This is a genomic window from Pseudomonas sp. D5(2026) (genome assembly GCF_057766845.1).
The window spans coordinates 211,331-237,729 of sequence record NZ_CM173421.1 but is presented as its reverse complement, the minus strand read 5'-3'; the positions used below and the strand labels follow the sequence as shown (position 1 = coordinate 237,729).

At 61.7% G+C, this 26,399-nt stretch carries 26 protein-coding genes; 11 read left to right on the top strand and 15 right to left on the bottom strand.

Features of this window, described 5'->3' with window-relative positions; all coding sequences use genetic code 11:
* Positions 1 to 35 precede the first annotated feature (35 nt).
* Complete coding sequence (yrfG, locus tag AC3B5Q_RS01060) at positions 36 to 698, top strand: GMP/IMP nucleotidase (RefSeq protein ID WP_103443306.1); 663 nt, start codon at positions 36 to 38, stop codon at positions 696 to 698.
* Positions 699 to 797: 99 nt separating this feature from the next.
* Here yrfG and lysM read toward each other — a convergent pair whose 3' ends face one another.
* Positions 798 to 1,238 carry a peptidoglycan-binding protein LysM gene (gene lysM, locus AC3B5Q_RS01055; RefSeq protein WP_021782607.1) on the bottom strand — a complete coding sequence of 147 codons (441 nt, stop codon included), beginning with the start codon at positions 1,236 to 1,238 and terminating at the stop codon, positions 798 to 800.
* A 173-nt stretch (positions 1,239 to 1,411) separates the two neighbouring features.
* Here lysM and fdhD point away from each other — a divergent pair, with 173 nt between their 5' ends.
* The 3 genes from fdhD (at position 1,412) to AC3B5Q_RS01040 (ending at position 5,269) form a co-directional block, all read left to right on the top strand.
* Positions 1,412 to 2,242, top strand: a complete 831-nt coding sequence (gene fdhD, locus AC3B5Q_RS01050; RefSeq protein WP_021782606.1) for a formate dehydrogenase accessory sulfurtransferase FdhD — start codon at positions 1,412 to 1,414, stop codon at positions 2,240 to 2,242.
* A gap of 5 nt (positions 2,243 to 2,247) precedes the next feature.
* Positions 2,248 to 4,593: an FdhF/YdeP family oxidoreductase gene (locus AC3B5Q_RS01045; RefSeq protein WP_021782605.1), complete on the top strand. Its 2,346-nt coding sequence runs from the start codon at positions 2,248 to 2,250 to the stop codon at positions 4,591 to 4,593.
* 196 nt (positions 4,594 to 4,789) lie between these two features.
* Positions 4,790 to 5,269, top strand: a complete 480-nt coding sequence (locus AC3B5Q_RS01040) for a YMGG-like glycine zipper-containing protein (RefSeq protein WP_021782604.1) — start codon at positions 4,790 to 4,792, stop codon at positions 5,267 to 5,269.
* Positions 5,270 to 5,321: 52 nt separating this feature from the next.
* Here AC3B5Q_RS01040 and AC3B5Q_RS01035 read toward each other — a convergent pair whose 3' ends face one another.
* From AC3B5Q_RS01035 to hslO, 3 genes are all read right to left on the bottom strand, one after another.
* Positions 5,322 to 5,762, bottom strand: coding sequence for an acyl-CoA thioesterase (locus tag AC3B5Q_RS01035; RefSeq protein ID WP_021782603.1), 441 nt, complete (start codon positions 5,760 to 5,762; stop codon positions 5,322 to 5,324).
* Between the two features lie 154 nt (positions 5,763 to 5,916).
* A complete protein-coding gene (locus tag AC3B5Q_RS01030; RefSeq protein ID WP_003255806.1) occupies positions 5,917 to 7,458 on the bottom strand; it encodes a phosphoenolpyruvate carboxykinase in 1,542 nt (513 codons plus the stop codon).
* Positions 7,459 to 7,637: 179 nt separating this feature from the next.
* Positions 7,638 to 8,537, bottom strand: coding sequence for an Hsp33 family molecular chaperone HslO (hslO, locus tag AC3B5Q_RS01025; protein ID WP_021782602.1), 900 nt, complete (start codon positions 8,535 to 8,537; stop codon positions 7,638 to 7,640).
* Positions 8,538 to 8,656: 119 nt separating this feature from the next.
* Here hslO and AC3B5Q_RS01020 point away from each other — a divergent pair, with 119 nt between their 5' ends.
* Positions 8,657 to 9,451: a phosphatase PAP2 family protein gene (locus AC3B5Q_RS01020; RefSeq protein ID WP_021782601.1), complete on the top strand. Its 795-nt coding sequence runs from the start codon at positions 8,657 to 8,659 to the stop codon at positions 9,449 to 9,451.
* A 27-nt stretch (positions 9,452 to 9,478) separates the two neighbouring features.
* On the opposite strand, the gene hslR is transcribed toward AC3B5Q_RS01020, so the two are convergent.
* Positions 9,479 to 9,880 (bottom strand): Hsp15 family ribosome-associated heat shock protein, encoded by a 402-nt coding sequence (gene hslR, locus AC3B5Q_RS01015; RefSeq protein ID WP_021782600.1) that lies wholly within the window; start codon positions 9,878 to 9,880, stop codon positions 9,479 to 9,481.
* A 109-nt stretch (positions 9,881 to 9,989) separates the two neighbouring features.
* Here hslR and rimB point away from each other — a divergent pair, with 109 nt between their 5' ends.
* Both rimB and rimK read left to right on the top strand, forming a co-directional pair.
* Positions 9,990 to 10,472, top strand: a complete 483-nt coding sequence (gene rimB, locus AC3B5Q_RS01010) for a retropepsin-like aspartic endopeptidase RimB (RefSeq protein WP_028697326.1) — start codon at positions 9,990 to 9,992, stop codon at positions 10,470 to 10,472.
* The gene (rimK, locus tag AC3B5Q_RS01005) at positions 10,469 to 11,374 is read left to right on the top strand and encodes a 30S ribosomal protein S6--L-glutamate ligase (protein WP_021782598.1); all 906 of its coding nucleotides are present in this window, start codon (positions 10,469 to 10,471) and stop codon (positions 11,372 to 11,374) included. Before rimB ends, rimK begins: the two co-directional genes overlap by 4 nt.
* Before the next feature lie 90 nt (positions 11,375 to 11,464).
* Here rimK and AC3B5Q_RS01000 read toward each other — a convergent pair whose 3' ends face one another.
* Positions 11,465 to 12,778 (bottom strand): ATP-binding protein, encoded by a 1,314-nt coding sequence (locus AC3B5Q_RS01000; protein ID WP_021782597.1) that lies wholly within the window; start codon positions 12,776 to 12,778, stop codon positions 11,465 to 11,467.
* A 13-nt stretch (positions 12,779 to 12,791) separates the two neighbouring features.
* Positions 12,792 to 13,532, bottom strand: coding sequence for an osmolarity response regulator transcription factor OmpR (gene ompR / locus AC3B5Q_RS00995; RefSeq protein WP_012270052.1), 741 nt, complete (start codon positions 13,530 to 13,532; stop codon positions 12,792 to 12,794).
* A 217-nt stretch (positions 13,533 to 13,749) separates the two neighbouring features.
* Between ompR and AC3B5Q_RS00990 the strand changes: the two genes are divergently transcribed.
* The 4 genes from AC3B5Q_RS00990 to AC3B5Q_RS00975 all read left to right on the top strand — a co-directional run bounded on the left by AC3B5Q_RS00990 (position 13,750) and on the right by AC3B5Q_RS00975 (position 18,820).
* Entirely contained in the window at positions 13,750 to 16,074 is a 2,325-nt protein-coding gene (locus tag AC3B5Q_RS00990; protein ID WP_021782596.1) for a Tex family protein, read from the top strand.
* Positions 16,074 to 16,457, top strand: coding sequence for a PaaI family thioesterase (locus AC3B5Q_RS00985; protein ID WP_021782595.1), 384 nt, complete (start codon positions 16,074 to 16,076; stop codon positions 16,455 to 16,457). Before AC3B5Q_RS00990 ends, AC3B5Q_RS00985 begins: the two co-directional genes overlap by 1 nt.
* Before the next feature lie 138 nt (positions 16,458 to 16,595).
* Positions 16,596 to 18,188 carry a glutamate--cysteine ligase gene (gshA, locus tag AC3B5Q_RS00980; protein ID WP_323600762.1) on the top strand — a complete coding sequence of 531 codons (1,593 nt, stop codon included), beginning with the start codon at positions 16,596 to 16,598 and terminating at the stop codon, positions 18,186 to 18,188.
* Entirely contained in the window at positions 18,188 to 18,820 is a 633-nt protein-coding gene (locus tag AC3B5Q_RS00975; protein ID WP_021782593.1) for a TetR/AcrR family transcriptional regulator, read from the top strand. The genes gshA and AC3B5Q_RS00975 overlap by 1 nt, the downstream gene beginning before the upstream one ends.
* Before the next feature lie 141 nt (positions 18,821 to 18,961).
* Here AC3B5Q_RS00975 and AC3B5Q_RS00970 read toward each other — a convergent pair whose 3' ends face one another.
* The 8 genes from AC3B5Q_RS00970 to AC3B5Q_RS00935 form a co-directional block, all read right to left on the bottom strand.
* Positions 18,962 to 19,177, bottom strand: coding sequence for a TOBE domain-containing protein (locus AC3B5Q_RS00970; RefSeq protein ID WP_003255829.1), 216 nt, complete (start codon positions 19,175 to 19,177; stop codon positions 18,962 to 18,964).
* 27 nt (positions 19,178 to 19,204) lie between these two features.
* Entirely contained in the window at positions 19,205 to 20,017 is an 813-nt protein-coding gene (gene ssuB / locus AC3B5Q_RS00965; RefSeq protein WP_003255830.1) for an aliphatic sulfonates ABC transporter ATP-binding protein, read from the bottom strand.
* A complete protein-coding gene (ssuC, locus tag AC3B5Q_RS00960) occupies positions 20,014 to 20,811 on the bottom strand; it encodes an aliphatic sulfonate ABC transporter permease SsuC (RefSeq protein WP_003255831.1) in 798 nt (265 codons plus the stop codon). The genes ssuB and ssuC overlap by 4 nt, the downstream gene beginning before the upstream one ends.
* Positions 20,812 to 20,821: 10 nt before the next feature.
* On the bottom strand, positions 20,822 to 21,970 hold the full coding sequence (ssuD, locus tag AC3B5Q_RS00955; RefSeq protein ID WP_275966497.1) for an FMNH2-dependent alkanesulfonate monooxygenase: 1,149 nt from the start codon (positions 21,968 to 21,970) through the stop codon (positions 20,822 to 20,824).
* A 59-nt stretch (positions 21,971 to 22,029) separates the two neighbouring features.
* The gene (locus AC3B5Q_RS00950) at positions 22,030 to 22,995 is read right to left on the bottom strand and encodes a sulfonate ABC transporter substrate-binding protein (RefSeq protein WP_103443301.1); all 966 of its coding nucleotides are present in this window, start codon (positions 22,993 to 22,995) and stop codon (positions 22,030 to 22,032) included.
* An 83-nt stretch (positions 22,996 to 23,078) separates the two neighbouring features.
* Positions 23,079 to 23,672, bottom strand: coding sequence for an NADPH-dependent FMN reductase (ssuE, locus tag AC3B5Q_RS00945; protein ID WP_084850419.1), 594 nt, complete (start codon positions 23,670 to 23,672; stop codon positions 23,079 to 23,081).
* A gap of 219 nt (positions 23,673 to 23,891) precedes the next feature.
* A complete protein-coding gene (locus AC3B5Q_RS00940; protein WP_275966499.1) occupies positions 23,892 to 24,530 on the bottom strand; it encodes a peroxiredoxin in 639 nt (212 codons plus the stop codon).
* Between the two features lie 165 nt (positions 24,531 to 24,695).
* Complete coding sequence (locus tag AC3B5Q_RS00935) at positions 24,696 to 26,027, bottom strand: OprD family porin (RefSeq protein ID WP_021782587.1); 1,332 nt, start codon at positions 26,025 to 26,027, stop codon at positions 24,696 to 24,698.
* Between the last annotated feature and the right edge of the window lie 372 nt (positions 26,028 to 26,399).

Genomic DNA, 26,399 nt, shown 5'->3' with positions numbered 1-26,399 from the left:
TATACCGTGGCTTGCCGACTGATCGAGAGTTTCCCATGCCTGTTCTTCCCTGGTCTGCCATCGATACCGTCCTGCTGGACATGGATGGCACCCTGCTCGACCTGCATTACGACAACCGCTTCTGGCTGGACCACCTGCCTCAGCGCTATGCCGAGCTGCACGGTGTAAGCCGGGCCATGGCGGAAATGGAGCTGCAACCGCTGTTCGAACGCAATGCCGGCACATTGAACTGGTACTGCCTGGACTTCTGGAGCCGCGAGCTACGCCTGCCCATTCGCGAGCTGAAGCGGGAAATTGCCGACCTGATTGCCCTGCGCCCGGATGCCGATACCTTCCTGGCGGCGATTCGCCAGGCCGGCAAGCGTGTAGTGATGATCACCAATGCCCACCGAGACTCGCTGTCGCTGAAGCTGGAACGGGTGGAGCTGGCACCGTACTTCGAGCGGCTGATCAGCTCGCATGACTATGGCTACCCGAAAGAAAGCCCGCAGTTCTGGGATGCCTTGCAGGCGGATATCGGCTTCGAGCCGGGGCGCAGCCTGTTCATCGACGACACGCTGGCGATTCTGCGCAGTGCACGGCGTTTTGGTGTGGGGCACTTGCTGGCGGTGCGCCAGCCCGATAGCCAGGCACAACCACGAGATACCGAAGAGTTTGCAGCGGTCGAGGATTACCGGGCGTTACTGGAAGGCCTGTGAGGCCCCATTCGCGGGCATGCCCGCTTCCCACATTCACTGCTGGCGCTGTAGCTGTGGGAGCGGGCGCGCCCGCGAAGAGGCCTGCACAGACTTTAGCGATCAGTCAGGAATACGCAGCACCTGCCCTGGATAGATCTTGTCCGGGTGCTTGAGCATCGGCTTGTTGGCCTCGAAAATCTTGTTGTACTGGCCGGCATTGCCATACACGACCATGGCAATGGCTGAAAGTGTGTCGCCCGATTTCACAGTGACGAACCTTGCCGCCTGGACTATCGGCCCGGTCACGGTGATCTGGTCCTCGACACTGGCCACGCCACTGATGTTGCCCGCCGCCAGAATGATCTTCTCCTTCTCTTCCTGGCTGGCCACTTCACCCTTGAGGATGATCTTGTCTCCTTCTACAGTGGCGCTAATGTTCGGGTTGCCCAGGCCGACAGCTTCCACGTGTTTCTTAAGCTGCTCTTCGGCATTGGCGTTGCCAGGGGTCAGCAGGTCGATCAACTTCTCGCCGGCTTCCTTCACGAAACTGAACAGGCTCATTGCGCTCTCCTTGTTGACGAAACCTCGGACACAGGAGTCTAGGCCAGCTTTACCACTCTCGCCCTGTGCGACCAATCGACGCGGTCTATCAAGGCATAGACCCTAGCGATTAGACGCCGCCGGCCCGCACGCCTAGGCTTGTGCTATCAGAAAGCCGCCGGTATTCAGCCCCGATGAACAGCAAGCCTCCGGTCTGCGCGGCCTCATCGCCTTTGTCCATGCCAGCCGCCAGCAACACCTACGATTACGTCCAGCTCAGCGATGCCAAACGCGACAGCACCCCGCTGGCCGAGGAAGTGGCCCTGGCCATTGTCTATAACGGCCTCAACCAGGCGGTGATGCTGGTAAGCCCTACCGATCTGGAAGACTTCGCCGTCGGTTTCAGTGTCGGCAGCGGCATTGTCGAAGGCACCGCAGAAATCTACGACCTCAAGCTTTCCGGCAGCGGCGCGGCAATGTACGCCGACCTGGAAATTTCCAGCCGGGCGTTCTGGAACCTGAAAAACCAGCGCCGCCAACTGGCCGGCACCAGTGGTTGCGGCCTGTGTGGGGTCGAAGCCCTGGAGCAGGCGCTGCCAGATCTGGCCGTGTTGCCGGGTGCGCCCCTGCCCCCGGCCCAGTGGCTGGTCGGCCTGCGCGAGCGCATCGACGCCTTCCAGCCACTGGGCCAGCATTGCGGCGCCGTGCATGCAGCACTGTTCATGGACCGCCAAGGCGAACTGCTGCTTGGCCGCGAAGACATCGGCCGGCACAACGCCCTCGACAAACTGATCGGCGCCCTGCTGCGACAGCGCATCGACAGCCAGGGCGGCCTGGCGATCGTCACCAGTCGCTGCAGCCTGGAGCTGATCCAGAAGGTGCTGCGTGCCGGCATCCAGACCCTGGTCAGCCTGTCTGCGCCCACCGGCCTTGCCCTGCAATGGGCGCGCAAACACAACCTCAACCTTATCCACTTGCCCAAGCACAGTGCACCGCGGGTCTACAGCCCAGCGGCGGAGTCGTAACAGTCGTGACCTCGTACCAACCTCTTCCGAACAACGCCCCAACCTCCCCCCCTCGCTACAAGCCCTACCACGGCCCCGCCGGCGGTTGGGGCGCACTGCGTAGCGTGGCCAAGGCCTGGGTCGGCAGCGATAACGCGCTGAAGAACATTCGCGCCCTGCTCAAGACCAACCAGAGCGGCGGTTTCGACTGCCCCGGCTGCGCCTGGGGTGATTCGCCAGAAAGCGGCATGGTCAAGTTCTGCGAGAACGGCGCCAAGGCGGTGAACTGGGAAGCTACCAAGCGCCGTGTCGATGCTGCCTTTTTTGCCCGTTACAGTGTCACCTCGCTGCTGCAGCAGAGCGACTATTGGCTGGAGTACCAAGGGCGCCTGACCGAACCGATGGTCTACGACGCATCAAGCGACCGTTACCTGCCGATCAGCTGGGATGCCGCCTTCGCTCTGATCGCCCGCGAGCTGAACAAGCTGGCCAACCCTGACCAGGCCGAGTTCTATACCTCGGGACGTGCCAGCAACGAAGCGGCATACCTGTACCAACTGTTCGTACGCGCCTACGGCACCAACAACTTCCCTGACTGCTCGAACATGTGCCATGAGGCCAGCGGCGTGGCATTGGGGCAAAGCGTCGGGGTCGGCAAGGGCACTGTCACCTTCGACGACTTCGAGCACGCCGACTCCATTTTTGTCTGGGGCCAGAACCCCGGCACCAACCACCCGCGCATGCTCGACCCATTGCGCGATGCGGTAAAACGTGGCGCCCAGGTGGTGTGCATCAACCCGCTCAAGGAGCGTGGTCTGGAGCGCTTCCAGCACCCCCAGAACCCACTGGAAATGCTGACCAACAGTGACCGCCCGACCAACACCGCTTTTTTCCGCCCAGCCCTGGGTGGCGATATGGCGATGCTGCGCGGCATGGCCAAGTTCGTCCTGCAATGGGAACGTGAAGCCCAGGCCAACGGCGAACCGGCCGTGTTCGATCACGCCTTCATCGCCGAACATGGCCATGGTGTCGACGAGTACCTGGCCGTAGTGGACGCCACGCCGTGGTCGCACATCCAGGCACAGTCCGGCCTCACCTTGGCCGACATCGAACTGGCCGCACGCATGTACTGCCGGGGCAAGCGGGTGATCATGTGCTGGGCGATGGGCATCACCCAACACCGTCATTCGGTGCCGACCATTCAGGAAATCGTCAACCTGCAGATGCTGCGCGGCAACATCGGCGCGCCCGGGGCCGGCCTGTGCCCGGTGCGTGGCCACAGCAACGTGCAGGGCGACCGCACCATGGGCATCAACGAGCGCCCGCCAGAGGCGCTGCTGGATGCCATCGAAAAGCGCTTTGGTTTCCCCGTGCCGCGGCGCAATGGCCACAATACCGTCGAAGCCATTCACGCGATGCTCGATGGCCGGGCCAAGGTTTTCATCGGTCTGGGCGGCAACTTCGCCCAGGCCACACCCGACACTGAACGTACCGCCCAGGCGCTGCGCAACTGCGAGCTGACCGTGCACATCAGCACCAAGCTCAACCGTAGCCACCTGGTCCATGGCAAGCAGGCACTGATCCTGCCGTGCCTGGGCCGCACCGACATCGACCTGCAGGCCGACGGGCCGCAGGCAGTCACGGTGGAAGACTCGTTCAGCATGGTCCACGCCTCCAACGGCCAACTCAAGCCGCTGTCGACGCAAATGCGCTCGGAGCCTGCGGTGATCGCCGGCATTGCCGCCGCCACGCTGGGCAAACAACCGGTGGACTGGCACTGGCTGGTGGCCGACTACGACCGTATCCGCGACCTGATCGGCGATACCATTGCCGGTTTCAGCGGCTTTAACCAGCGACTGCGTCACCCGGGGGGCTTCTATCTGGGCAACAGCGCGGCCAGCCGCGAATGGGAAACCAGCACCGGCCGCGCCAACTTCAAGGCCAACCTGCTGCCCGACACGCTGCTTGACGAACGCGTACGCGCCAGCGGCCAGTTGCCAGACCTGATCATGCAGTCGATGCGCTCGCACGATCAGTACAACACCACTATCTACGGCCTGGACGACCGCTACCGCGGCGTGCGCGGCCAGCGCGAGGTGCTGTTCGCCAACGAAGCCGACATCATCCGCCTGGGCTTCCAGCCGGGACAGAAGGTCGACATCGTTTCGTTGTGGGGGGATGAGCATGTGCGCCGGGTGCAAGGCTTTACCCTGCTGGCCTTCGACATCCCTGCCGGGCAGGCGGCGGCGTATTACCCGGAGGTGAACCCGCTGGTGCCGCTGGAGAGCATTGGCGTTGGTAGCCATACGCCAACATCGAAGTTCATTGCCATCAAGCTGGAGCGCGCGCGCGACGACGGGCGCATCCTGTAAAAATGAAAAAAGCCCTGTTCCGTGGCGGTTCAGGGCTTTGTCATAAGGGTCTCAGACAGCCTGAAAACGATAAAGTTTCATAGTAAATACAGCTAGTTAGAGAATTGTGTACAACTCGTGTTACTCGTCGGATTTCCGTTGCCAGCCACGCCTCTTAGCCTCAAATTCGCCTCGTCATCCCTATGAGGCTCTCTCGATGAAGAAGTACTCCTCGATTCTGTTGTTGTCTTTCAGCTTGCTCAGCGGCGTTGCCATGGCAGGCGGCACCACCGAGGCCGGCATTGGCGGCGCACTGGGTGGGGTACTGGGTTCTGTCGTGGGCCAGTCCATTGGCGGTAGCACAGGTGGCGCGATCGGCGCAGGCCTGGGCGGCGCAGCCGGCAGTGCGGTAGGTGCCGACAAGCACCAGCGCGGTGAAGCAGCCATCGGTGGCGCATTGGGCGCCGCTGGCGGTAACGTGGTCGGCCGCTCTGTCGGCGGCACCACTGGTAGCTACATTGGCGCAGCAGCCGGCGGTGGCGCCGGTGGTGCACTGGGTAACTACATGGGCAACAAGGCCGACGACGACGAGCGCCACGAGAATCGCCGCTACCGTCGCGACTACGACGACCGTCGCCACTGGGACCGTGGCCGCCACTATGGCCACCGCAAGCACAAGCGCCACTGGCGCGACTAACGCCTGAGGGCCCTGCCCCGGCAACAAACCCCGCCCCTGCCAGCGGGGTTTTTTATGCCTGTCGCTCCAGCATAAGGCCAGACAGGATCACCTGCAGCGCCTCTGGCAACGCCACAGGCCGGCCGCTGGCGCGCTCGATGAACACCTGCACCACCGTGCCTGCCGCGCACGCGTCCGGCTCGCCCGGACGGTACAGCGCCAGCCGGTACTCAACCGTGCTGCCCGCCAGGCGCGTCACTCCCAGCCCCACCTCCAACAAGTCCGGGAAGCCCGGCAGCGCGTAAAAATCCGCAGCCGAACTGACCACGAAGGCGGCCAGTTCACCGTGTCGCAGATCCAGTTCGGCCTGCTCGACGAGAAACGCCTGTATCGCGGTTTCGAAGAAGCCGTGCACCGTTGCACCGGCGATGTGGCCGTTCAGGTCGTTGTCCTGGGGGCGGGTGAGGATCGGGTGGAAGTGGGAGAAGGCAGTGCGCTGAGGGGCTTCGGTCATCTGGCTGACTCTTGTCTTCGCAATGGATGCTGACAGTGAAACAGAAAAACCTGACTTTCGCTGCTTATGCGGGCCCCTTCGTGGGCAAACCGCTCCTGCAAACTACAAAAAAGCCGCCCTCTGGGGCGGCTTTCTCGTTGCGGCTGAGCTCAGCTTACAGCTGCGGGCCAGCGGCTTTGATGGCGTCGGAAACTTCGAACTTCTTGAAGTTTTCGATGAACAGCTTGGCCAGGCCTTTGGCAGCCTCGTCGTAGGCCGCTTTGTCAGCCCAGTTGGTGCGCGGGTTGAGCAGTTCGGTTTCAACGCCCGGAACGGCCTTCGGCACGTCCAGGTTGATGATGTCCAGGTGCTCGGTTTCGGCACCGACCAGTGCGCCGCTCTGGATCGCAGCGATCACGGCACGGGTGGTGGGGATGCTGAAGCGCTTGCCAACGCCGTAGCCACCACCAGTCCAGCCGGTGTTGACCAGGTAGACCTTGGAGTTGAAACCGTTGATGCGCTTGATCAGCAGCTCGGCGTACTCGCCAGCCGGACGCGGGAAGAACGGTGCGCCGAAGCAGGTGGAGAAGGTCGACTTGATGCCGCCGCCCGAGCCCATTTCAGTGGAACCGACCAGCGCGGTGTAACCGGACAGGAAGTGGTAGGCCGCCTGCTCGTTGTTCAGGATCGACACCGGTGGCAGAACACCTGTCAGGTCGCAGGTGAGGAAGATCACTGCGTTAGGCTCGCCGCCCAGGTTCGCTTCCGAACGCTTGGCAACGTGCTCCAGCGGGTAGGCCGCACGGCTGTTCTGGGTCAGGCTGACATCGGTGTAGTCAGCGTGCTTGTTGGCGTCGAGAACGACGTTTTCCAGTACTGCGCCGTGCTTGATGGCTTTCCAGATGACCGGTTCGTTCTTCTCGGACAGGTCGATGCACTTGGCGTAGCAGCCGCCTTCCATGTTGAAGACAACGCCTTCGCCCCAACCGTGCTCGTCGTCACCGATCAGGTAACGGCTTTCGTCAGCCGAAAGGGTGGTCTTGCCAGTGCCGGACAGGCCGAAGAACAAGGTCACATCGCCTTCTTCGCCGATGTTGGCCGCGCAGTGCATAGGCAGTACGTCGGCAGCCGGCAGCAGGAAGTTTTGCACCGAGAACATGGCTTTCTTCATTTCACCGGCGTAGCGCATGCCAGCGATCAGCACTTTCTTCTGGGCGAAGTTGATGATCACGCAACCATCGGAGTTGGTGCCGTCACGCTCTGGTTCGCACACGAAGTTGGCGACGTTGAGGATCTGCCACTGGTCGCGGCCAGCCGGGTTGAACTGCTCCGGGTTGATGAACAGGCAACGACCGAACAGGTTCTGCCAGGCAGTCTGGGTGGTCATCTTCACCGGCAGGTAGTGCTCGGCTGCAGCCCCTACGTGAACATAGGAAACGAAGTGATCCTGTGCGTTGTTGAACGCCTCGACGCGAGCCCACAGGGCATCGAACTTGTCAGCCGGGAACTTGCGGTTGATCGGGCCCCAGGAAATGGCGTCTTGGGTGGAAGGTTCTTCGACGATGAAACGGTCAGCCGGCGAACGGCCAGTACGGTGACCAGTCTCCACGACCAGTGCGCCAGTATCGGCTAGTACGCCTTCACCGCGTTGCAGCGCTTCTTTTACCAGCTCATCGACGCTCAGGTCGGTGTACACGGTGTTGTTGGCTTGCGTCATGAGATACCCCATCCGGCCCGAGGCCGAGTGCTCCAAACGTTTTGTAGTTGTCTTGAAAAAACTACTACAGCGAAAAAAGTGGCCGGATTATGCCAGAAACGCCCAAAAAAAGTAGGCCCCTCCTGTCAGAACTGCGCTTTTGCGCAATTCGGCAGGAGATTGTCCTGTGCTTTAACGTTTCAGTGACGAGTTTCTGAGGCCACGTCAGTGCCGCCACCCGCAAACAGTTGCGCCACGTCGCTGGCATCGAAGAAGTAGCGCTCGTTGCAGAACTGGCAATCGATCTCTACCGTCCCGCCACACTCTTCGACTAGCGCCTTGGCGTCGTGCTCGCCCAGACTGACCAGCGCATTGCCGGAGCGTTCCCGCGAACAACTGCAATTGAAGCGCAGCGGCTGGATATCGAACAGGCGCACGGCATCTTCGTGGTACAGGCGGTGCAGCAGGGTTTCGTTGCCCTCTGTCCACTCTTCGGACTTGAGCGTCTTGGCCAGGGCCACTACGTGCTGCCAGCTGTCTTCGCGTTCTTCATCATCCGGCTGGCGATCACGCGGCAGTTGCTGCAGCAATAGCCCACGTGCCTTGCCGCCTTCGGCATTGAGCCAGAAACGGGTATTGAGCTGCTGTGACTGAACGAAGTAGTTGGTGAAACATTCCGACAGGTTGGCGCCATCGAGGTCGACGGTCCCCTGGTAGCGCTGGCCCTTGACCGGGTCGATGGTCAGGGTCAGGTGGCCGTCGGGCATCAGCTGCGACAGGGTGGCACCGGCCGGAATTTGGTCCGCTTCATAGCGGGCCATGCCGCGGATTTCGCGGTCGCTGGAACACTCCACCATCAGCAGCGGAATCGGCCCAGCCGAACGCGCCTGCAGAATCAGCAGGCCATCGAACTTCATCGCCCCCACCAGCAAGGCGGTGGCGGCCATCAACTCACCGAGCAGCACCTTGACCGGCTGGGGGTACTCATGACGCGCCAACACTGCGGCGTAGCTGTCATCGAGAGACACCCACTCGCCGCGCACATCGCGCTCGTCGAAGATGAAACGTTGGGTGAAATCGGTATCAGGCAATTCGCTCATAGGTTTTGGCTATCTGAAAATGATGACAAAATGGTTACAAGGGTTATCGCGAACCTGCGAGAGCCCATGACAGAGCGCTCACACGGCGCTCCGATTTCTGTTTGCAATAGAGGTATTTTATGGACAATCGACCACTGTTCCAAGCAAGGTGGTCCTGGGGGCCGCTGGCAGCCTGTACGCTGCTTCCCATCGCTCTACTGTGTTTCTGGTTATGGCCCATTGGCCAGATCCTGTGCCTGACTTTCGACGAATGGCTATTCCGCAGCCTGAACGCGCCGCTGGCCGATAACACCACCTGGCGCTACATCTGGACCATCGGCAGCCTGCGCCCGTTCGACATCGTCGTCGGCCTGATCCTGCTGGCTGTGCTCATTCGTGGTGACTGGGTGTTCAAGGCCGCTCAGGTTCGCCAGGCATTTTTCGGCTTTCTGGTCACGCTACTCCTCTTAGTGGTGATTCGCGCGCTGTTTTCCAAGTGGGTGGATGCAGCCGGGTGGCAACACAAGAGCCCATCGATGATCTTCGACGACGTCGTGCACCTGAGTGACTATTACCCGAACCTGGAGGCTGCCTGGGAACTCAAGGACCGTTCCAGCAAGAGTTTCCCGGGTGATCACGCCTCGGTGCTGCTGATCTGGGCGCTGTTCATGAGCGTGTTCAGCCGCGGCCTTTTGCAGTACCTGGTTGTCTGGGGGTTGGCGCTGCTGTTCATGCTGCCGCGCCTGGTAGCAGGTGCCCACTGGGGGCAGGACGACTACATCGGCGGCTTGCTGATGGCGGTGCTGGCGCTGGGCTGGAGCTACTACACGCCGCTGGCGGCCAAAGGCAGCGAGGCGTTGATGCGCTGGACAGCGCCGTTGTTCAAGCTGCTGTCCACGCTACCGCTGGTCGGGCGAATGGCGGTGCTCCGTTAGGTGCCTGGGGCTGCACGGCAGCCCCATTCAATCGTAACTTCCATGCAGCTGGTGGATCTGCCGACGCTGCTTCTTGGTCGGCCGGCCATCGGTGGTCACACCCATGGCCCCGGCCTTACGCATCTCAGCGGCCTGTTCACGGCGACGCACACTTTCTTCGGTTTCCTCGTACAACGTCTGCGCCTCCGGGGCACCACGACGCACCATCGACAGCGCCTTCACCACCACGGTGCGCTCATCGAACCCGGTACGCAGTACGAACTCGTCGCCCACCCGCGGCTCCTTGCCTGGCTTGCAACGCTCGCCCCGGCAATGCACCTTGCCACTCTCGATCGCCGCCTTGGCCAGCGCTCGGGTCTTGTAGAAGCGCGCCGCCCACAGCCATTTGTCCAGGCGAACCTTGTCGTCGTCTTCGGCTTTTTGTGCCATCCCGTTACCTCGGATTCTGTCTTTCATCGAACTGTACTACCTTCACATACGGATGCAAAAAGTCCCCGCCGTGCTTAAAGTTCACCACCTCATTCGCAGGGTGCGCTTCGTGAAGACATTTGACCATTTGACTGTGATCGGCCTGCGCGAGTGGGTCGCCTTGCCTGACCTCGGCGTGGCCGGGCTGCGCGCCAAGATCGACACCGGTGCCAGCACGTCGAGCCTGCATGCCACCGAAGTGGAACCCTTCGAGCGCGACGGCCAGCCCTGGGTTCGCTTCACTGCGCACCTGGGCTCGGTGGTGCAGTTGCGTCACCGCCGGTGCGAAGCACCGCTGGTGACCATGAAGACCATCAAGAGCTCCAACGGCCACGCCCAGACTCGCTACGTCATCCGCACGTCATTGGCGCTGGGTGATGGTGTGTGGGAGGTGGAGTTCACCCTGGCCTGCCGCAAGAGCATGCGCTACCGCCTGTTGCTTGGCTCCAAGGCCTTGATACACGGCCAGCTGGTGGTCAACCCCGGCCTGAAATACGTACAAGACAAACCGGCCTTCCCGGCCACCCTTTCTCCTGTCACAGGTGCTGCATGAAGATCGCTGTGCTGTCGCGCAATCCGCGTCTGTATTCCACCCGCCGCCTGGTCGAAGCCGGTACCCAGCGTGGCCACGAAATGGTGGTGATCGATACCCTGCGGGCCTACATGAACATTGCCAGCCACAAGCCGCAGATCCACTACCGTGGCAAGCCGCTGGAAGGCTTCGATGCGGTAATCCCGCGCATAGGTGCTTCGGTTACGTTCTATGGCTGCGCGGTGCTGCGCCAGTTTGAAATGATGGGCGTATACCCGCTCAACGAGTCGGTCGCCATTGCCCGCTCGCGCGACAAGCTGCGCTCGTTGCAGCTGTTGTCGCGGCGCGGCATTGGCCTGCCGATCACCGGTTTCGCCCACTCGCCGGACGACATCCCCGACCTGATCCAGATGGTCAACGGTGCCCCGCTGGTGATCAAGGTGCTGGAAGGCACCCAGGGCATCGGCGTGGTGCTGTGCGAAACTCCCCAGGCGGCCGAGTCGGTGATCGAAGCGTTCATGGGCCTCAAGCAGGACATCATGGTTCAGGAGTACATCAAGGAAGCCGGTGGCGCAGATATTCGATGCTTCGTGGTAGGCGATAAGGTAATTGCCTCGATGAAGCGTCAGGCCAAGCCGGGCGAGTTCCGCTCCAACCTGCACCGGGGTGGCGTCGCCAGCCTGATAAAAATCACCCCTGAAGAGCGCATCACCGCCATTCGGGCGGCCAAGGTGATGGGGTTGAGCGTGGCGGGCGTGGACATCCTGCGCTCCAACCACGGGCCGTTGGTGATGGAGGTAAACTCGTCGCCGGGCCTGGAGGGCATTGAAGTCACCACCGGCAAGAACGTCGCCGGGATGATCATCGAGCACCTGGAGAAAAATGGCGGGCCCAATCAGACCCGGACCAAGGGCAAAGGCTGATTCAAGCCTGTACCGGCCTCTTCGCGGCTGAAGCCCCACAGGTACTGCACAAACCCTGTAGGGCTTTAGTCGCGAAGAGGCCGGTGAGCCTCACACAGCATTACGCGGCAGCAGCAGCCCCAGCGGCAACCTGACCCGCGCCTCGATCCCGCCGCCAGACCTGTTGCGCAACTCCACATTCCCGCCATGTTGCGCAGCAATCCGCTTGACGATCGCCAGCCCCAGCCCGGTGCCCTTGCCACCCCGCGCCCGGTCACCACGAATGAACGGGTTGAAGATGGTTTCCAGTTCCGACTCGTCGATACCGGTGCCGCGGTCCAGCACGCTGAGCACCACATACGGCGCACTCTCGTCACCCGACACATAGGCAGCCACCTCGACCCCCTTGCCAGCATGGTGCAGGGCGTTGCCGATCAGGTTGCCCAGCATGCGCTTGAGCGAAACCCGGCGCAGCGGGAACGGTGGAATCGGCTCCAGGCACAGGCGCACGCGCTCTTCTGGCTGGTTGTACGGAGCCACCACCTCACGCACCAGATCAGCAAGGTCGACCTCTTCCACCGGCTCGTCACGGCCATCGCGGATGAAGGCCAGGAACTGGTCGAGGATCGCGTCCATGTCCTCGATATCGCGAACCATGTCATCGCTCAGCTCGTTGTCGCTGTTCAGCAACGACAGCGACAGGCGCAGCCGCGTCAGTGGTGTGCGTAAGTCGTGGGAAACCCCGGCCAGCATCAGCTCGCGCTCACGCCCGGCCTGCTCGACATCCTCGGCCATCTGGTTGAACGCCTTGTACACCTCGGTCATCTCGCTGGGAGTATCGCTGATCGGCAGGCGCACACTGCGCCCCTGGCCAAGCTGGCGGGCGGCGAACACCAGGCGCTTGAGCGGCTGGTTCAACTGGCGCACAAAAATCCACGCCGAGGCGGTGGACAACAAACCAATGGCCAGGAACCAGCCCAGCACGTTCCAGATCTTCTGCCCGCGCAATGGGTGCGGGTACAGCGGCACCTTCAGCCAACCTGGGCCAAGGCTTGGCGCATTGACCCACAACGCCGGAGGCGCATGAATGCGCAACCGCACCTCGGTGTCTTCACCCAACTCGGCCTGCATCTGCCGTTGGTAGATTTCACTGTAAGGCCAATGCTGCTCACCTTCGGGCACACCCGAACCGGTCACCCGGATAAGGCCTGCCGCCTCGGCGATCTTTTCGCGGTTTTCTTCGTCAGCGGCCCAATAGGCACGTAAGGTCAGCGCTACACCATGGCTGTACTGACGGTCGACCAGCACGTCCTCGTTCATCAGCAGGTAGACCAGGGTCAGCGCCTTGGAGAACAGAACGACGATCAACACCAGCCACAGGGTGCGGGCGAAGAAACTTTGCGGAAACCAGAGCGGTGTTTTCATCGACGTCCAGGCATCATTTTCCGGCGTTTCCGTCCGGTACGAACACGTAGCCCACGCCCCAGACGGTCTGGATGTAACGCGGCTTGGACGGGTCCGGCTCGATCATGCGACGCAGGCGCGAAATCTGCACGTCGATGGAGCGCTCCAGCGCGTCCCATTCGCGGCCGCGCGCCAGGTTCATCAGTTTGTCGCGGGTCAACGGCTCGCGGGCGTGCATCACCAGGGCCTTGAGCACAGCGAACTCACCAGTGGTAAGCATGTGCACTTCGTCGCCACGCTTGAGCTCGCGGGTGGCCAGCGACAGCTCATAGTCGCCGAAGGTGACCGACTCGTCTTCGCTGCCCGGCGCTCCCGGCACGCTCGGCGCCTGGCGGCGCAGCACAGCCTTGACACGGGCCATCAGCTCGTCCGGGTTGAACGGTTTGCCCAGGTAGTCATCGGCGCCCAGCTCCAGGCCCTTGATGCGGCTGAGCTCGTCGCCTTTGGCGGTCAGCATGATGATCGGGATCTGGTTGTTCTGCTGGCGCAGGCGCTTGCACGCGGACAGGCCGTCCTCACCTGGCAACATCAGGTCGAGCACCACCAGGTTGAACACCTCGCGCTGCAGCAGGCGGTCCATCTGCTCGGTGTTGGGCACTGCACGGGCACGGTAGCCCTTGCTGGTGAAGAAACGTTCCAGCAGGCTGCTCAGCCCCGGATCGTCGTCGACGATGAGAATCTTGTCACCTTCAGCGGTGTTTGGCGTGCCGGTCATGAATAACTCCTCTGATATCGCCGCGCATTATGGCGTAGCCATTGCTGCACGTTGCGTGAGCATTGTTAGCAGATTTTTCCCCCGGCGCCAGTTCCGGCTGGCCGGGCGCCATCACCGCAAGCCGTTTGCGATGGGTATAATGCGCGGCTTTCATCCAGCGCCGCCGGGCAAAAGGCCCACAGGCGACCCCCGTATTCACAAATGTCAGGTGGTTTACATGGACAGCATCAACAGCCGTATCGCCGAGGAACTGGGCGTACGCCCGCAGCAGGTCGAGGCGGCCGTGAGCCTGTTGGACGAAGGCTCGACCGTGCCCTTCATCGCCCGCTATCGCAAGGAAGTGACCGGTAGCCTTGACGACACTCAGTTGCGCCACCTGGAAGAGCGCCTGCGTTACCTGCGCGAACTCGACGAGCGCCGCGCCAGCATCCTTTCCAGCATCGAGGAACAGGGCAAGCTGACCCCGGAACTGGCCCGCGAGATCAAGCTGGCCGACACCAAGACCCGCCTCGAAGACCTGTACCTGCCGTACAAGCAGAAGCGCCGCACCAAGGGCCAGATCGCCCTGGAAGCCGGCCTTGGCGAACTGGCCGATGGCCTGTTCAACGACCCGACCCTGGCCCCGGAAAGCGAAGCCGCACGCTTCGTCAACGCCGAAAAGGGCGTGGCCGACGTCAAGGCCGCGCTGGAAGGCGCCAAGTACATCCTGATGGAGCGCTTTGCCGAAGACGCCGCCCTGCTCGACAAGCTGCGCAGCTACCTCAAGCAGGAGGCCGTGCTCAGCGCCCGCGTCGTGGCTGGCAAGGAAGAAGAAGGTGCCAAGTTCCGCGACTACTTCGCTCATGACGAGCTGCTGCGTACTGCGCCGTCGCACCGTGCCCTGGCGATCTTCCGCGGGCGCAACGAAGGCGTGTTGAGCGTCTCGCTGAAGGTAGGCGAAGAACTGCCCGGCACCCTGCACCCGTGCGAGCTGATGATCGGCAACCACGTCGGTATCGAAAACCGCAGCCGACCGGCCGACAAGTGGCTGGGTGAAGTGGTGCGCTGGACCTGGAAGGTCAAGCTGTACACCCACCTGGAAACCGATCTGTTCGGCGAGCTGCGCGACAATGCCGAAGGCGAGGCGATCAACGTGTTCGCCCACAACCTGCACGACCTGTTGCTGGCCGCACCGGCCGGCCCGCGCGCCACCCTGGGCTTCGACCCGGGCCTGCGCACCGGCTGCAAGATCGCCGTGGTCGACGCAACCGGCAAGCTGCTGGACCACACCACGGTCTACCCGCACGCGCCGAAGAACGACTGGGACCGCACCATTTCCATCATGGCCGCACTGTGCGCCAAACACTCGGTGGAACTGATCGCCATCGGCAACGGCACCGCCAGCCGCGAAAGCGACAAGCTGGTGGCCGAGCTGGTCAAGAAATATCCAGCCCTGAAAATCACCAAGATCATGGTCTCCGAAGCCGGTGCTTCGGTGTACTCGGCATCGGAACTGGCCGCCCGCGAGTTCCCGGACCTGGACGTGTCGATACGCGGCGCCGTGTCGATCGCCCGTCGCCTGCAGGATCCGCTGGCCGAACTGGTGAAGATCGACCCGAAATCCATTGGTGTCGGCCAGTACCAGCACGACGTCTCCCAGCTGAAACTGGCACGTGGCCTGGACGCGGTAGTCGAGGACTGTGTGAACGCCGTGGGCGTGGACGTGAACACCGCTTCGGTGGCGCTGCTGACACGCATCTCCGGCCTCAATGCCACGCTGGCACAGAACATCGTCGCCCACCGCGATGCCAATGGTCCGTTTGCCACCCGTGCAGCGCTGAAAAAGGTCAGCCGCCTGGGTGAGAAAACCTTCGAGCAGGCCGCCGGCTTCCTGCGCGTGATGAACGGCGACAACCCGCTGGACGCCTCTGCGGTGCACCCTGAGGCTTACCCGCTGGTGCAGCGCATTGCCGCCGATACCGACCGCGACATCCGCTCGCTGATTGGTGACAGCAGCTTCCTCAAGCGCCTGGACCCGAAAAAGTTCACCGACGAGACCTTCGGCCTGCCAACCGTCACCGACATTCTGCAAGAGCTGGACAAGCCCGGCCGCGACCCACGTCCGGAATTCAAGACCGCCACCTTCCAGGACGGCGTCGAAGACCTCAAGGACCTGGAACCGGGCATGATCCTCGAAGGCGTGGTGACCAACGTTACCAACTTCGGTGCCTTCGTCGACATCGGTGTGCACCAGGACGGCCTGGTGCATATCTCGGCGCTGTCGGAGAAGTTCGTCAAAGACCCGCGTGAAGCGGTCAAGGCCGGCGATGTGGTCAAGGTGAAGGTCATGGAAGTGGACATCCCGCGCAAGCGCGTCGGCCTGTCCATGCGCATGAGCGACACCCCGGGCGAGAAGGTCGAAGGCAACCGCGGTGGCAACCGTGGCAATGGCGGCAATCGCCAGCAGCAGGCACCGCGTCAGCGCGAAACCGCCACTGCCGCCCCGGCCAACAACGCCATGGCAGCCCTGTTCGCCAACGCAAAGCAGTTGAAGAAGAAGTAATGGACGTACCACGTGAATACGTCGAAAGCGCCTTCAGCCAGCTTCTGGGCTGCCGCCTGCAACACCTGGACACCGGTGTTGCCGAGGTAGCCCTGGCGCTCGAGCCACATTTGCGCAACCGTGGCCAGAAGCTGCACGGCGGGGCGATTTTCAGCCTGGTGGATATCGCCATGGGCCTGGCCTGCTCGGCCAGCCATGGCTTTGACCAGCAAAGCGTCACCATCGAGTGCAAGATCAACTACATGCGTGCCGTCAGCGACGGCGAAGTGCTGTGTACCGCCCGCGTGCTGCACGCCGGGCGGCGCACGCTGGTGGTCGACGCCGACGTAGTCCAGGGCGACAAGCTGGTGGCCAAAGCGCAAGGAACCTTCGCGGTTCTCTAGCTCACCAAGCAGTATCTGCGGTATTTTCAGCAGTGCGCTGGCACTGCTGGAACCGCGTAAACCAGGCGACAACGCCAGTTCCTTTCTTCCTACCCTTGTAGACCGTTATCTCTACCCCCATATTGGGGCGACTGACGCGTGAAGGAATACATCTTGAGCGACCTCCTCAACCGCCGCCTGAGCCTGCTCGGCGCCAATCTCCCCCTGCTCAAGCAGTGCCTGCACGGTATTGAGCGCGAATGCCTGCGCGTGACCGACGAAGGTCGCCTGGCCCAGACCCCGCATCCGGAAGCTCTGGGATCGGCGCTGACCAACGAGCAGATCACCACCGATTATTCAGAGTCGCTGCTGGAGTTCATCACCCCGGCGCTGGCCGACCCGGCCAAGGTGCTCGAAAGCCTCGAAGAGACCCACCGTTTCGTCTACAGCAAGCTGGGCGACGAATACCTGTGGAGCCCGTCGATGCCGTGCACGCTGCCCGCCGAGGAGGACATCCCGATCGCCGAGTACGGCAGCTCGAACATCGGCAAGCTCAAACACGTCTACCGCAAGGGCCTGGCCCTGCGTTACGGCCGTACCATGCAGTGTATTGCCGGTATCCATTACAACTTCTCGCTGCCCGAAGCGCTTTGGCCATTGCTGCGCGAAGACGAAGGCAGTACGGAAAATGACCGCGACTACCAGTCGTCGGCCTACATCGCGCTGATTCGTAACTTCCGCCGCTACAGCTGGCTGCTGATGTACCTGTTCGGCGCCTCGCCGGCACTGGACAAAGGCTTCCTGCGTGGCCGCCCGCACCAGCTTGAAGAGCTGGATGCCGAAACCCTGTTCCTGCCCTACGCCACCAGCCTGCGCATGAGCGACCTGGGTTACCAGAGCAACGCCCAGGCCGGTCTTACGCCCTGCTACAACAACCTGGCCAGCTACACCGACAGCCTGCGCAAGGCCGTTGGCACGCCCTACCCGCCGTACGTTGAAGTCGGCACGCATGTGGATGGCGAGTGGGTTCAGCTGAACACCAACATTCTGCAGATCGAAAACGAGTACTACTCGAACATTCGCCCCAAGCGGGTCACCTACTCCGGCGAACGGCCGATCCAGGCCCTGACTTCACGCGGTGTGCAGTATGTGGAAGTGCGTTGCCTGGACATCAACCCGTTCCTGCCGGTAGGTATCGACCTGACCGAGGCGCGCTTCCTCGACGCATTCCTGCTGTTCTGCGCGCTGGAAGACAGCCCGCAACTGGACAACGGCGAGTGCGGCCAGTGCACCAGCAACTTCCTGACCGTGGTCAAGGAAGGTCGTCGTCCGGGCCTGGAGTTGCACCGCAATGGCCAGCCGATCAGCCTGAAGGACTGGGCCAGCGAGCTGATCGAGCGTATCCGCGAGTTGGCCAACCTGCTCGATCAGACGCAGGGCTCTGATGAGCACGCCAAGGCCCTGGATGCCCAGCAGGCCAAGGTCGACGACACCTCACTGACCCCATCGGCCCAGGTGCTGGCACGCATGACCGAGCATGACGAGAGCTTCGTCCAGTTCTCGCTGCGCCAGAGCCGTGTACACGCCGAGACTTTCCGCGAACAACCACTGAGCAACGAGAAACAGCAGGCATTCGAGACGCTGGCCCGCGAGTCGCTCGCCAGGCAGTCCGAGCTGGAACAGGAAGAAGTCGGCGACTTCGACCTGTTCGTCGGTGCCTACCAGGCCAGCATCCTGGCAATCAGCAGTTGATGAACCGCACCACCACCCCGCGCAAACCGCGTGCCAGCAGCCAGGCCAGGATCGAGGCGATCCTGGCGGCTGCGCGTGAGCTGTTGGCCGAGCAAGGGGTGGCGGCGCTTTCTATCTACAGCGTGGCCGAGCGGGCGCAGATTCCACCGTCGTCGGTGTATCACTTCTTCGCCAGTGTGCCGGCCTTGCTGGAGGCGCTTACTGCGGATGTACACCGGGCGTTTCGCGAAGCCCTGAGCGCACCGATCGACAGCAGCGCGTTCAGCACCTGGCACGAGCTGTCACGGCTGATTGAAGAACGCATGCTTGATATCTATAACGAGGATGCGGCAGCGCGGCAGTTGATCCTGGCGCAGCATGGCCTGAGCGAGGTGGTGCAGGCCGACCGGCAGCACGACATGGAACTGGGCAACTTGATGCACAAGTTGTTCGACCAGCATTTTCACCTGCCGGTGATGCCACTGGATGTGGATGTGTTTGCCCTGGGCATGGAATTGAGCGACCGGGTGTATGCACGGTCGGTGCAGTTGCACGAGGCGATCACCCCGCGCATGGCCGAGGAAGGCAAGCGTGTATTCGAGGCGTATCTGGGGTTGTATCTGCCGCCGTTTCTGGCCAAGCGTTCCAGCTGAGAAATCTGGGGCCGCTTGGCGGCCCTTCGCGGGCACGCCCGCTCCCACAGAGCCCGCGCATACCCTGGAGCTTGCGAAGTACCTGTGGGAGCGGGCGTGCCCGCGAAGGCTGCAAAGCAGCCCCATTATCGAGCAGCAGCATCACAGCTTTGCAATAGACACTTCAGTCGACTTTACGAAGGCAATCACTTCGCTGCCCACCTGCAGCTCCAGTTCACGCACGGAACGGGTGGTAATCACCGAAGTGACGATACCCGAAGCCGTCTGCACGTCGATTTCCGACAGTACCGGGCCTTCGAGGATTTCTTTCACAGTACCTTTGAACTGGTTGCGAACATTGATGGCTTTGATAGTCATGGTTTGCTTCCTTTTGGCTTTTGGGATTCAGTGCGCCCAGCGCAGTTGCGTGGGCAGAGGGGCTACAGGATCCGGCTCGGGCGCAGTGCCCGGGGTGGACAGAACACGGTTGAGCACTTCGCTTTCCAGCGCGGCCAGACGGTGCGAACCACGCGCCCGGGGCCGTGCCAGGTCAACAGTGAGGTCGAGCCCGACCTCGCCGTCCTCAATCAGGATCACCCGGTCAGCCACGGCAACCGCCTCGCTGACGTCGTGGGTGACCAGCAGCACAGTGAAGCCGTGCTGACGCCACAGGCGTTCGATCAGTTGCTGCATCTCGATGCGGGTCAATGCATCCAGCGCCCCCAGTGGCTCGTCCAGCAGCAGCAGACGGGGCTGGTGAATCAAGGCTCGGGCCAAAGCCACGCGCTGCTTCTGGCCTCCCGAGAGCGCTGCCGGCCATTCGTTGGCGCGGTCGGCCAGGCCAACCGCATCCAAGGCCTCCAGCGCACGCTGTCGCCAGTCACCAGACAGCCCAAGGCCAACGTTGTCGATCACCTTCTTCCACGGCAGCAGCCGCGCGTCCTGGAACATCAGGCGGGTTTCTTCACGGGCCTCTTCCAGCGGCGCGGCACCAGCCAGTAGTTGCCCGGCGGTGGGCTGGTCCAGCCCGGCCAGCAGCCGCAGCAAAGTGCTCTTGCCGCAGCCGCTGCGGCCGACAATGGCCACGAACTGGCCGGCCGGAATGTGCAGGTCGATACCCTTCAGAACTTCGCGTTGACCAAAAGTCTTGCGCAGGCCCTTGGAGGCCAGCGGGGTGCCACGCAGCAGGCGTGGTGGCTGTTCCTTGAGCACGGTCATGCGCCCTCCTTCCTGGCAACTTGATAGGCCGGGTGCCAGCGCAACCACACGCGCTCCAGGCCCCGAGCCGCAAGGTCGGCAAGCTTGCCGAGTACGGCATACAGGACGATGGCCAGCACTACCACGTCGGTTTGAAGAAATTCGCGAGCATTCATTGCCAGGTAACCGATGCCAGCGTTGGCCGAAATGGTTTCGGCAACAATCAGCGTCAGCCACATGAAGCCCAAGGCGAAACGCACGCCCACCAGGATCGAAGGCAGCGCCCCCGGCAGGATCACCTGGCGGAACAGGCCGAAGCCGGACAAGCCGTAACTGCGCGCCATTTCCACCAACGCTGGGTCAACGTTGCGAATGCCGTGGTAGGTGTTCAGGTAGATCGGGAACAACGTGCCCAGCGCGACCAGAAAGATCTTTGCCGACTCGTCGATACCGAACCACAGAATCACCAGCGGTATGAGCGCAAGGTGCGGCACGTTGCGGATCATCTGTACTGAGCTGTCGAGCAGGCGTTCACCCCAATTCGACAAGCCGGTGATGAAGCCCAGTACCAGGCCGATGCTGCCGCCGATGACAAAGCCCAGGCCTGCACGCCAACCGCTGATGGCCAGGTGGGTCCAGATTTCGCCGCTGCGCACCAGCTCGACGCCAGCGCTTACCACTGCGCTAGGTGCCGGCAGGATACGCGTCGACAGCCAGCCAGCGCTGACGGCCAACTGCCATATTGCCAACAGCAGCACCGGCAGCGCCCACGGCGCCAGGCGCTGGGTCAGGTTGGAGGAAGTTGCACGACTCATGGCCAGGCCCTCAGCTCTGCGACACAGATTTGGGCAGGATGTCGTTGGCCACCATTTCGCCGAACGGGCTTACATAACCACCGGTTTTCGGCTGCTCTGGGCGCTGCACATCAAGGTGCGGGAACAGCAGTTCAGCCACGCGATAAGACTCTTCCAGGTGTGGATAACCCGAGAAGATGAAGGTATCGATCCCCAAGTCGGCATATTCCTTCACCCGCGCCGCCACCGTCGGACCATCGCCCACCAGTGCGGTGCCAGCCCCGCCACGTACCAGACCAACGCCAGCCCACAGGTTGGGGCTGACCTCCAGGTTGTCGCGCTTGCCGCCGTGCAGGGCAGCCATGCGTTGCTGGCCCACCGAGTCGAAGCGCGCCAGCGAAGCCTGGGCACGAGAGATGGTGTCATCGTCCAGGTGCGAGATCAGGCGGTCGGCGGCGGCCCAAGCCGCTTCGTTGGTTTCGCGCACGATCACATGCAGGCGAATACCGAAGCGGACTTCGCGCCCCTGAGCCGCTGCTTTTTCGCGCACCTGAGCAATCTTCTCGGCAACGGCTGCCGGTGGCTCGCCCCAGGTCAGGTACAGCTCGACCTGTTCGGCCGCCAATTCCTGAGCGGCCTCGGACGAGCCGCCGAAATACAGCGGTGGGCGTGGTTGCTGAATCGGCGGGTAGAGCAGCTTGGCGCCCTTTACCTGGATGTGCTTACCGTCGTAATCGACGTTTTCGCCTTCCAGCACCTTGCGCCAGATACGGGTGAACTCGACCGAAGCTTCGTAGCGCGCCTGGTGGTTCAGGTGCAGGCCGTCACCCGCCAGCTCGTCCGGGTCACCACCGGTCACCAGGTTGAATAGCGCACGGCCATTGGACAAGCGATCAAGGGTGGCTGCCTGGCGTGCTGCCACGGTCGGCGAAATGATGCCCGGGCGCAGGGCTACCAGGAACTTCAGGCGCTGGGTCACGGGGATCAGCGACGCGGCCACCAGCCAGGAGTCCTCGCAGGAGCGCCCGGTCGGGATCAGCACCCCACCAAAACCAAGGCGATCGGCGGCCTGCGCGATCTGCTGCAGGTAACCGTGGTCGACCGCACGTGCGCCTTCGGAAGTGCCCAGGTACTTGCCGTCACCGTGGGTTGGGAGGAACCAGAAAATGTTAAGGCTCATTGGAGTCGTCTCCTCAAGGGTGGCTCTAGCCGGAGCGACGCCCCGGCACAGGCAGTCAATCAAGGCGCGCTAGCGACCTTGGCCGGGGGTGTCCAGATCACGTCCTTGATGCTCAGCGGCTTGGGTATCAGCTTGAGCGCCTGGAAGGTGTCAGCGATCCTCTGTTGCGCGGCCACCACCTCTGGGGTTAGCGGCGCAGCGCCGTAGCCTTGGCGTTTGACTGAGGTGAGGGTGATGTCGGCAGGCAGGCCGAGCAGCGGGGCAACCTGCTCGGTCACCTCCTGCGGGTTGGCCTGGGACCATTCACCCACAGCGCGCACTTCCTCGATCACGGTGTTGATCACCGCTGGATGCTGTGTCGCATAGTTGCGGGTGGCGAGGTAGAACTGGTGGTTGTCGACCAGGCCCTTGCCGTCACGCAGGGTGCGCGCTTGCAGCTGCTGCTCGGCGGCGGCCTGGTACGGGTCCCAGATCACCCAGGCATCCACGCTGCCGCGCTCGAAGGCGGCGCGGGCGTCGGCAGGAGGAAGGTAGACAGGCTGGATGTCGCTGTACTTGAGGCCGGCGTCTTCCAGGGCGCGGACCAGCAGGTAGTGCACGTTGGAGCCTTTGTTGAGGACGACCTTTTTGCCCTTGAGATCCTTCACCGACTGGATCGACGAGCCCTTGGGCAGCAGGATTGCTTCGCTGTGCGGCGCTGGCGGCTCGTAGGCGACATAGAGCAGGTCGGCGCCAGCGGCCTGAGCGAACACAGGCGGGGTCTCACCGGTTACGCCGAAATCGATGGAGCCGACGTTCAGCCCTTCAAGCAACTGCGGGCCGCCGGGAAATTCGGTCCATTGCACCTGTACTCCCTGCTCGGCCAGGCGCTTCTCCAGCGTGCCCTTGGCCTTGAGCAGCACCAAGGTGCCGTATTTCTGGTAACCGATACGCAGGCTCTCGGCCTGGGCTTGGGTAATGGCGCCGAAGGACACAGCCGCCGCGAACAGGGCGACCAGACCACGACGCAAGAAGACTGTGCGCATGGCGCTCTCCTGTGCGAATGGGTTCGGGTTGCACCTGCTTGCCTCGTTAACGGGCGAGTAAGGTGGTGAAGCGGGTAATGCCGTTAGATGCTCCAGCGAGCGCTGATCAGACGTTCATTCAGTACGCCGGGCGCCACGGGGTTCGGCCGACGGGTCAAGGCCGCGTGGAAGGTTTCCAGCGAGTCCTGCAGGCGCTCTTCCAGCGCCTGTACCAATTGGGCGGGCTTTGTACCTTCTGCGTAAGCCACCTGGCTATCGTCGGCAAAGATCCCTTGCAGGGTCTCTTGTGCCTTGAGTGCCGACAGCACCGGCTTCAATGCGTAATCCACCGCCAGCATGTGGGCGATGCTGCCGCCAGTGGCGATTGGCAACACGATCTTGTGGGTCAGTGCGCGTTCGGGCAGCAGGTCGAGCAATGTCTTCAGTGCACCGGCAAACGATGCTTTGTAGACAGGGGTAGAAACGATCAGGCCATCCGCCTGGGCCACCAACTGCTGGAAGTGTTGCACTTGGGGGCTATCGAAACGGGCATGCAACAGGTCTTCGGCGGGGAAGTCACGCACCTGGAAGGTCACCACTTCAACGCCACGGTCCTGCAGCCACTGGCGCGAACGCTCGAGCAGCACGCCGGAGCGTGAACGGAGACTTGGGCTACCACCGATTGAGACGACCAGCATTGCTGCGCTTCCTTGTGTTCTGTTGGAGGTAACATTAACAGCCGCTTCATATATCTAGAAATCATATTTATTCATTTGTTTATTCCATTATTGTCTTTGTCCGCGAGAGCCTCTTCGCGGGCGCGCCCGCTCTCACAGTTTTTTTACAGGCATAAAAAAGGGCCGTCGAAACGGCCCGAAAATCCCTGCTTGGCTAAGAGCAATGCAACGAGGAATCCATTAACGATTGGGCTGAGGGGTCAGGCGCAGATAGGGTTTGACCGCCCGGTAACCTTTGGGGAAGCGCTGCTTGATCTCCTCCTCATCTTTGAGCGAAGGCACGATCACCACGTCATCGCCATCCTGCCAGTTACCAGGTGTGGCGACCTTGTGGTTGTCGGTCAGCTGCAGCGAGTCGATCACCCGCAGAATTTCGTTGAAGTTGCGCCCGGTACTGGCCGGATAGGTGATGGTCAGGCGTACCTTCTTGTTCGGATCGATGATGAACAGCGAGCGCACGGTCAGGGTGTCGCTGGCGTTCGGGTGGATCAGGTCGTACAGGTCGGACACTTTGCGGTCGGCGTCGGCGATGATCGGGAAGTTGACCACGGTATTCTGTGTTTCGTTGATGTCATCGATCCACTTGTGATGCGAGTCGACCGGGTCCACCGACAGGGCGATGGCCTTGACCCCGCGCTTGGCAAATTCGTCCTTGAGCTTGGCGGTCAGGCCCAACTCGGTGGTGCACACCGGGGTGAAGTCGGCCGGGTGGGAGAACAACACCCCCCAGCTGTTGCCCAGCCACTCGTGGAAGCGGATCTTGCCTTCGCTGGAATCCTGTTCGAAATCGGGGGCGATATCGCCGAGTTTGAGGCTCATGGGCTGCGGCTCCTAGGCTGGGTTCTGTACCTTAGGGATTCAATGTGCCTGCAATCGACCAAGAACTAAAGGAATAAATAACAATTTATTTATAATCAAAAACCATAAAAATCTGCAGACATAAAAAAGCCTCGCATCAGGCGAGGCTTCTTGTTCAGCTACGGCTTACAGGAAGTTGTAAGTGTAGTTGAAGATCAGGCGGGTCTGGTCCTGGTCAGCCAGCGAGCTGGTGCCGGTGCCACGGTAGACGCCGTGACGTAGGCTGGCGCCCAGGCCCTTGAAGGTGCCGTCCTGGATAACGTAGTCGACACGGGCGTCACGTTCCCACTCGCTGAAGTGGCCGCCGCCAACGGCGTTTTTGCCATCTTCACCTTTCAGGTAGGAAACCGACGCTTTCAGGCCCGGCACGCCCAGGCGAGCGAAGTCGTAGGCGTACTGACCGAAGGTGGTGTTTTCACCAGCCTTGGCGAACTGGTTGATCATGCTGTCGGTGAACAGGTAGAAGCTGGAGCCGCCGGCGCCTTCCGGACGGTTGTTGCCATCGCGGACCGAGCCCTGGTTCAGCCAGACAAAGCCACCGTCGTCACTGACTTGTTGATGGCCCAACATCAGCGAATGACCACCCAAGGTGTACGTAAACATTGCGGACCAGGTCTTGTTATCGACCTTGCCGTCATTTTTCTCGTAACCGCCGTTGTTATTGAAGTTATACGCTCCTGGTCCGCCGTTCTTGCCATCGCTGCTGCTATCGAAGTAGCGCAGGTCGGTTTTGAAGGACTGATCATCAGCAATCTTGAAAACGTGGGTCGCACCCAGGAAGTGCTGTTTGTAGAAGTCCTTCAGGTTCGAGTAGTAGTACTGCAGTGTCAAGTCAGGGGTGAGCTTGTAGTCCAGACCGCCGTAGATGAACTTGTTGCTATCGGCAGTGGCGCCGTTGACCGAAAGGCCGGTACGGTTGCTCGAAGCACGGCCCATGGCATGGGTCAGTTGACCGGCGTTGATGGTCAGGTTGTCGATTTCCTTCGACTGGATAGTGCCACCCTCGAAGGTCTGCGGCAGGAGGCGGCCATCGTTGGAGACCAGAATCGGCAGGTTCGGCGCCAGAGCGCTACCATAGTGAACTTCGGTCTTCGAGAAACGCGCCTTGGCGTTACCACCCACGCGGGCCCACTGGCTTACAGCCGAGCGGTCGGTGTCACTTGGGAAGAAGGAGCTGTTGTCAGGGTGTTTGCCGCGGCCGCCATCCAGATGAATACCCCACAGGGCCTGGACGTCTACACCGAAACCAACGGTGCCTTCAGTGAAACCGGACAGGTAGTCGAGCTTGAAGCCCTGACCCGATTCGCGGTTGTCAGCCCCGCCGTCACGGTTGTCATTGTTGAAGTACATGGTGCGCGAGCTGAGCGACAGCTTGCTGTCCTCAACGAAACCGGCAGCGCCTGCTTGTTGGGCGAGAACCCCCAGTGCCACGGCCAGAGCCAGGCTGGACTTGTACATGTTTTGCTCCTCTACGTTCTAATTTTTGTGTATCTCTGGCGGAGGGGTCTGATGCCCCGCTCACCGGGATGGGCGATTTAGTCCCAAAGCGTGACCATCAAGTCAATCGTTTCTAAACGTTTCGCGACTTTGGTCTAAGACGCCACCTGCGCTACAGGATAATGACAATCCTATAAAACCAAAATGACCGTTTTATGAATTTGTAAGATTTTTAAGGAATATGTTAGAAATTTTTACTTCCGGTCACTATAGAATCGCAACGAATAATATCTTTTAGCTATAAGCAAACGTTTGCTTATAGCCTAATGAGTTTCGTTCTTGATTAGCGCGGGAGTGGCTGACCTACGGAGGCGATCCCCTGTAGGCCAGCGG

Coding starts and splice junctions, on each gene's coding strand:
- yrfG (WP_103443306.1), top strand. CDS start 36: ATGCCTGTTCTTCCCTGGTCTGCCATCGATACCGTCCTGCTGGACATG.
- lysM (WP_021782607.1), bottom strand. CDS start 1,238: ATGAGCCTGTTCAGTTTCGTGAAGGAAGCCGGCGAGAAGTTGATCGAC.
- fdhD (WP_021782606.1), top strand. CDS start 1,412: ATGAACAGCAAGCCTCCGGTCTGCGCGGCCTCATCGCCTTTGTCCATG.
- AC3B5Q_RS01040 (WP_021782604.1), top strand. CDS start 4,790: ATGAAGAAGTACTCCTCGATTCTGTTGTTGTCTTTCAGCTTGCTCAGC.
- AC3B5Q_RS01035 (WP_021782603.1), bottom strand. CDS start 5,762: ATGACCGAAGCCCCTCAGCGCACTGCCTTCTCCCACTTCCACCCGATC.
- AC3B5Q_RS01030 (WP_003255806.1), bottom strand. CDS start 7,458: ATGACGCAAGCCAACAACACCGTGTACACCGACCTGAGCGTCGATGAG.
- hslO (WP_021782602.1), bottom strand. CDS start 8,537: ATGAGCGAATTGCCTGATACCGATTTCACCCAACGTTTCATCTTCGAC.
- AC3B5Q_RS01020 (WP_021782601.1), top strand. CDS start 8,657: ATGGACAATCGACCACTGTTCCAAGCAAGGTGGTCCTGGGGGCCGCTG.
- hslR (WP_021782600.1), bottom strand. CDS start 9,880: ATGGCACAAAAAGCCGAAGACGACGACAAGGTTCGCCTGGACAAATGG.
- rimK (WP_021782598.1), top strand. CDS start 10,469: ATGAAGATCGCTGTGCTGTCGCGCAATCCGCGTCTGTATTCCACCCGC.
- AC3B5Q_RS01000 (WP_021782597.1), bottom strand. CDS start 12,778: ATGAAAACACCGCTCTGGTTTCCGCAAAGTTTCTTCGCCCGCACCCTG.
- ompR (WP_012270052.1), bottom strand. CDS start 13,532: ATGACCGGCACGCCAAACACCGCTGAAGGTGACAAGATTCTCATCGTC.
- AC3B5Q_RS00990 (WP_021782596.1), top strand. CDS start 13,750: ATGGACAGCATCAACAGCCGTATCGCCGAGGAACTGGGCGTACGCCCG.
- AC3B5Q_RS00985 (WP_021782595.1), top strand. CDS start 16,074: ATGGACGTACCACGTGAATACGTCGAAAGCGCCTTCAGCCAGCTTCTG.
- AC3B5Q_RS00975 (WP_021782593.1), top strand. CDS start 18,188: ATGAACCGCACCACCACCCCGCGCAAACCGCGTGCCAGCAGCCAGGCC.
- AC3B5Q_RS00970 (WP_003255829.1), bottom strand. CDS start 19,177: ATGACTATCAAAGCCATCAATGTTCGCAACCAGTTCAAAGGTACTGTG.
- ssuB (WP_003255830.1), bottom strand. CDS start 20,017: ATGACCGTGCTCAAGGAACAGCCACCACGCCTGCTGCGTGGCACCCCG.
- ssuC (WP_003255831.1), bottom strand. CDS start 20,811: ATGAGTCGTGCAACTTCCTCCAACCTGACCCAGCGCCTGGCGCCGTGG.
- ssuD (WP_275966497.1), bottom strand. CDS start 21,970: ATGAGCCTTAACATTTTCTGGTTCCTCCCAACCCACGGTGACGGCAAG.
- AC3B5Q_RS00950 (WP_103443301.1), bottom strand. CDS start 22,995: ATGCGCACAGTCTTCTTGCGTCGTGGTCTGGTCGCCCTGTTCGCGGCG.
- ssuE (WP_084850419.1), bottom strand. CDS start 23,672: ATGCTGGTCGTCTCAATCGGTGGTAGCCCAAGTCTCCGTTCACGCTCC.
- AC3B5Q_RS00940 (WP_275966499.1), bottom strand. CDS start 24,530: ATGAGCCTCAAACTCGGCGATATCGCCCCCGATTTCGAACAGGATTCC.
- AC3B5Q_RS00935 (WP_021782587.1), bottom strand. CDS start 26,027: ATGTACAAGTCCAGCCTGGCTCTGGCCGTGGCACTGGGGGTTCTCGCC.